Raw genomic sequence first — 5,232 nt, forward strand, 5'->3', positions numbered from 1 at the left:
GCACAAGGAGACATAATAGATGCAGTAATTGGTTCTACTGATATTGAGACAATAGAAGATTCATTTAATTATCTCGTAAAGAATTTCAATATTTGAATTGATTCAGGTATTTCGCCTAACGTTCGTGTATTCACGACGTCCAACTCCCTTAAGCCCGAAGGGCGGCCGCGATGCGGTTAGGGAGTTGGATGTGTCCGGCTGATTACGTTTCCCTGCTACTGAAACAACTTCAATCGAATCCTCTACAACTCCGGTCCGGACCGAGGCAGCTTGACTTCCGAAGCGTGAATATGGTGTTAGGTGATGTTGCCTCTTCTCGAGTTACTGCCAAATTCGTTCTATATAAGCTTCACCTTTATTTACTTCAAGTTTATACACATCAGGATTTGTTAGCTTCTTCCAATCTTCAAAGCCAAATTGTTTTTTATATTGTCTAATTAGTAGTGATAAGAGCGCACCATGAGTCACAATCACAATTGTCTTTTCTGGTCGTTGCAGCATTTCATTAATTACTTTCATGCCTCTAGTCGTTGCTTCATTTGAGGATTCTCCGCCTTCATATAATAATTCGTCATCTATATAGGTTCTCTCTAAGAGTTCCATCCAATTATCTAACTGTTTTATACTTAACACTCGTTCTTGTAATCGATTATCAGTATGTATTCTTAAATTGAGCCTTTCACTTAAAGGTCTTATCGTATGTTTTGCTCTTTCATATGGACTTGAAATAATATATTCAACGTTTTTATTGATAAAAAATTCACCCAATAATTCTGCTTGCTGATTACCTTCTAGTGTTAGAGGGGCCTCAGGTTCTTGACCAGCTGCTTTGCAGTGTCTGACAAGATAAATATGCTTCATGAATCCTCCTTAAAAATTGAGCTCTTAGGCCATTTCACCTAACGTTCTTGTATTCACGACGTCCCACCGACTTAAGGCTCCGCCAGGAGCCGGCCGCGATGCGGTTAGTCGGTGCGGATGTGTCCGGCTGATTCGGCGTCCCTGCTACTGATGTGCTTCTCCGAATCATCTTCTAACTTCTGCCGGACCGAGGGCCGAATGGCCCAATGCGTGAATATAGTGTTATGCGATGCCTCGGACTTCTCAGAATCGATTACAAATCATTTACTTTCAAACAAGTACTTACTTATTTTATGCGTGATAATACATCTATTGTTTTTTCAACTTCATTTTCGCCTTCTTCATCTATACAACATTTTAAAACTATCGTCCCATCATTATTCCAACGTAAAGGTATTACATCCGTATCAATATTTACCTCGCCGTCCATATCATAAGAATTATATAATTCTTTAAGTGGAATATTTGTAGGATTGGAAAAGTCGAAAAAGTATGTACTAGAAGGGCAAGCCCAATAGCATCCATCAACTGCCAGAATATTATTTTGAGCACAGTATAAAACATTCGTCCAAATAAATGTTTCTTTATGTTCCTTAAAGCTCTCGGCCGGTATGAAATGATAAGCACTGAAGTCAGAAAAATCTAAAACACTATAGCCATATAATTCAGTCGAAAATAACAGATAATTCTTACCGTTTGAATGTTCAACCATTGTAAATAAATCAACATGGTAATCAATATTCTTTAACTCTGTTAATATATTTCCCCTTAAGTCCAACACGTCAGTTTTTGAAGCTCTAACATTGTATTCTGATACTTGATGGCTATCATCATAGTAATAATATGTTTTAAGAATATGCTTCCCATCTGGTAAATGTCTTTCTTCGGTATCTTTGGACATAAACTTTTTATTATAAATATATTCGAGCTTTTTCTTATGTTCCTGGTATTCATTTGTATATGCAATATTTATTTCTGACATTTCTTTCAACTCCAAATTTATTATGTGTATTTATGTCCTTCAGCGTTCATTTTTAAATAACGCGTACCGAAGCGCGTGCCTTCAAGCTTTCCGAGGTTTCGCATAACGTTGTCGTATTCGCGACGTCCATTCCCCTTAGATAGCTCTTATTTTAGGGGAATGGATGTATCTGCCTGAATTAGCTTCTTCGAAATCTCTCCGGCAGATCAAGGGCCGGATGGCCCGCAGCGCGAATATTGTGTTATCAGAAGTCCCTTCTTCCTGAGATAATTACTCTAACGTCTTACCTATATGTTTTGAAAAGTTCGGTAGATTCGTTAATTCTTCTTGCAAGAAGTTATTTCTTTGAGCTAGTTTAATCATCCTTTTGTTTATATCATTGCGGAAAGTTATTAATGGGTACTTCCTGTTAACCTTAATAATCAAGTCAATAATCCCAAAAGTAATATTACCAATCCACCATAATCGTTGCCTGATAAAAACATCTTCTTTCTTATCAAAGATCTCTAGACTTATTTTTAAGTCATCATCAAAATTATAATTGGCAAAGGCCGAAAGTAAATTTGCGTGTGCATAAAAATCGTTTATTTGATCTTTCATATTTTTTATTTTATCAGAGTACTCAGGAAATTCTGCCTTTAACCATTTCCTTGCTCGATCTTTTACGTCTCTTTTCTCAACTGCATAGCCATACTTACTATAAAGTACATAAGATTCAAAGTCCTTTTCAATAAATGAATATACTATTAGAACAAATGACTCTAGTAAATGTCTAATATTCATTAAGGCTTGTACGTCATGTCTACGTAAAGAGGAAAGTACAGCTAATGTTGTTGATTTCTGAATCTGAGATAAAAAAATTAAAAATACCTGCGCATCCAATTCTACAGAGTTAACAAAGCTATCTAGTAAGTTTATTGATTCTATAGCAAATTGATAGTAATCACGATATTCTTTTTCAGCAGTTTCAATCATGTTGTGTTCGGTTTTTGATAATTCTACAAAGTCCATACTATCACCTATTTCTTTAAGGGATTTCTGATAACGTTTCCGTGTTCACGACGCCCCACCACCTTAAGGTCACGTAGTGACCGGTCGCGATGCGGTTAGGTGGTGCGGGTGTGTCCCGGCAATCTCTTCTCCGACTGATCTACCGGGACCGAGGGGGCTTTAGACCCCGATGCGTGAACACATTGTTATCTGATGGGCACTACTTCTTCGAATCAACTCCAAGAATTGAATCATTCCAGCATACGCATAATTCCAGCTTTCAATATCTTTAATTTTATATCATTTACTAATAGCTCAACTGGACGTCTACCACCAAATCCAGGAACAGAAGTATTAAGCCATTCTTCTAGTCCATTTCCAAACTTACACAACAATATCTGTTTAATATCTTCAGGGATAGAAAAAGCATCTGCATACTTTTTGAGATTTTCGTCTAAATTCATGTATTCCTTTAAGTAATAATTATGAAGATTTTTCCACGCTTCTTCACTGAATTCCTGTTCGAGTATCTTTTCAAAATCATCCTGATCTTTACGCATTAAGTACCCTACTACTGGAAAATCAGGTATCCCTAATGACCACAACTGCATACAGTTGGTACATTTATAATTTATTCTATCTGTCCCTTCATAAATCTTAATGAAGTATTCATTAATAACATTGTTATTCATGACATTTAAAGTTGATTGGAAATGACCGTATCCACCGAAGCCCTGAATTTCTTCTAATGAATCACAGTAACAATTCATCAATAACTCTCCTTTACGTGCCTTTCAGATAACGTTCTTGTATTCACGACGTCGAGAGGCTTAAGGTGCGGATCTGGAGAGGCGTAGCCTCCAACCAAACCGGCTGCGCGGAGCGCAGTTAGCATCGCAGATGTGTCCGCCTGATTCCGCTTCCTCGAAAACCCTCGGGTGGACCGAGGGGCGATAGCCCCGATGCGTGAATATGGTGTTATGCGTAGTGCACTCTTACAGTAATACCTTCAAAAATTCTTCTCCTAATTCCTTATATATTCCTATTGATGTTTCAATTCGCTTTCTTATTACTTCATCTGTCACAAGGTACTTAATATCGTCCATTGAATTTAATTCAAAATATAAGTCGCCACCAATTTGGCTCTCCGATATATTTAATGAGAGAGAATATAGTTTATAGGTAATTTCGGAAATATCATCGGAATTGAGTGACTCAATATATATCAATCCTAAAATGGTTCTAATTGGTTTTTGAATATCATAAATGCCCTTTACTTCTTCTAATTTAGAAATGGTTTCGTTTATTCCTTTAGATCCTGATAGAGAAACTTCAATTATGCCGGCGTCAGGATTAGCTTCATGTTCAATATACTTATCAGCAAAATTAATGACTTGATCCATTGATAAAAGTCCAATTAATAGACCGAGCTTAAAAGTTTCCGTGATCTCCTTAATTGAAGGAGCAGAATTCTTCATGTCCATTCTCTCCTTTGATTTAGTGCATTTCGCATAACGTTGTGGTATTCGCGACGTCCATTCCCCTTAGATAGCTCTTATCTTAGGGGAATGGATGTATCTGCCTGAATTAGCTTCTTCGAAATCTCTCCGGCAGATCAAGGGCCGGATGGCCCGCAGCGCGAATATTGTGTTATCAGAAGTCCCTTCTTCCTGAGATAATTACTCTAACGTCTTACCTATATGTTTTGAAAAGTTCGGTAGATTCGTTAATTCTTCTTGCAAGAAGTTATTTCTTTGAGCTAGTTTAATCATCCTTTTGTTTATATCATTTCGGAAAGTTATTAATGGGTACTTCCTGTTAACCTTAATAATCAAATCAATAATCCCAAAAGTAATATTACCAATCCACCATAATCGTTGCCTGATAAAAACATCTTCTTTCTTATCAAAGATCTCTAGACTTATTTTTAAGTCATCATCAAAATTATAATTGGCAAAGGCCGAAAGTAAATTTGCGTGTGCATAAAAATCGTTTATTTGATCTTTCATATTTTTTATTTTATCAGAGTACTCAGGAAATTCTGCCTTTAACCATTTCCTTGCTCGATCTTTTACGTCTCTTTTCTCAACTGCATAGCCATACTTACTATAAAGTACATAAGATTCAAAGTCCTTTTCAATAAATGAATATACTATTAGAACAAATGACTCTAGTAAATGTCTAATATTCATTAAGGCTTGTACGTCATGTCTACGTAAAGAGGAAAGTACAGCTAATGTTGTTGATTTCTGAATCTGAGATAAAAAAATTAAAAATACCTGCGCATCCAATTCTACAGAGTTAACAAAGCTATCTAGTAAGTTTATTGATTCTATAGCAAATTGATAGTAATCACGATATTCTTTTTCAGCAGTTTCAATCATGTTGTGTTCGGTTTG

At 36.4% G+C, this 5,232-nt stretch carries 6 protein-coding genes; all 6 read right to left on the reverse strand.

The features are described from left to right. Positions 1-321 precede the first annotated feature (321 nt). On the reverse strand, positions 322-861 hold the full coding sequence (locus tag FPZ45_RS25065; protein ID WP_144707396.1) for a histidine phosphatase family protein: 540 nt from the start codon (positions 859-861) through the stop codon (positions 322-324). Between the two features lie 286 nt (positions 862-1,147). Then, on the reverse strand, positions 1,148-1,843 hold the full coding sequence (locus tag FPZ45_RS25070; protein ID WP_144707397.1) for a hypothetical protein: 696 nt from the start codon (positions 1,841-1,843) through the stop codon (positions 1,148-1,150). A gap of 270 nt (positions 1,844-2,113) precedes the next feature. Then, a complete protein-coding gene (locus tag FPZ45_RS25075) occupies positions 2,114-2,854 on the reverse strand; it encodes a hypothetical protein (protein ID WP_144707398.1) in 741 nt (246 codons plus the stop codon). Positions 2,855-3,084: 230 nt separating this feature from the next. Further along, a complete protein-coding gene (locus FPZ45_RS25080; protein WP_144707399.1) occupies positions 3,085-3,603 on the reverse strand; it encodes an antitoxin Xre/MbcA/ParS toxin-binding domain-containing protein in 519 nt (172 codons plus the stop codon). Positions 3,604-3,828: 225 nt separating this feature from the next. Next, positions 3,829-4,311, reverse strand: coding sequence for a hypothetical protein (locus tag FPZ45_RS25085; protein ID WP_144707400.1), 483 nt, complete (start codon positions 4,309-4,311; stop codon positions 3,829-3,831). A gap of 201 nt (positions 4,312-4,512) precedes the next feature. After that, a partial coding sequence (locus FPZ45_RS25090; RefSeq protein ID WP_186438576.1) for a hypothetical protein occupies positions 4,513-5,232 on the reverse strand: 720 nt, incomplete at its 5' end.

Origin of the sequence: Cohnella terricola, from assembly GCF_007786475.1 — a bacterium.
Classification (GTDB): domain Bacteria; phylum Bacillota; class Bacilli; order Paenibacillales; family Paenibacillaceae; genus Cohnella; species Cohnella terricola.

What these genes read in the sequence shown, in the direction of transcription:
- FPZ45_RS25065 (WP_144707396.1), bottom strand. Translation starts at nt 861, where the DNA reads ATGAAGCATATTTATCTTGTCAGACACTGCAAAGCAGCTGGTCAAGAA.
- FPZ45_RS25070 (WP_144707397.1), bottom strand. Translation starts at nt 1,843, where the DNA reads ATGTCAGAAATAAATATTGCATATACAAATGAATACCAGGAACATAAG.
- FPZ45_RS25075 (WP_144707398.1), bottom strand. Translation starts at nt 2,854, where the DNA reads ATGGACTTTGTAGAATTATCAAAAACCGAACACAACATGATTGAAACT.
- FPZ45_RS25080 (WP_144707399.1), bottom strand. Translation starts at nt 3,603, where the DNA reads ATGAATTGTTACTGTGATTCATTAGAAGAAATTCAGGGCTTCGGTGGA.
- FPZ45_RS25085 (WP_144707400.1), bottom strand. Translation starts at nt 4,311, where the DNA reads ATGAAGAATTCTGCTCCTTCAATTAAGGAGATCACGGAAACTTTTAAG.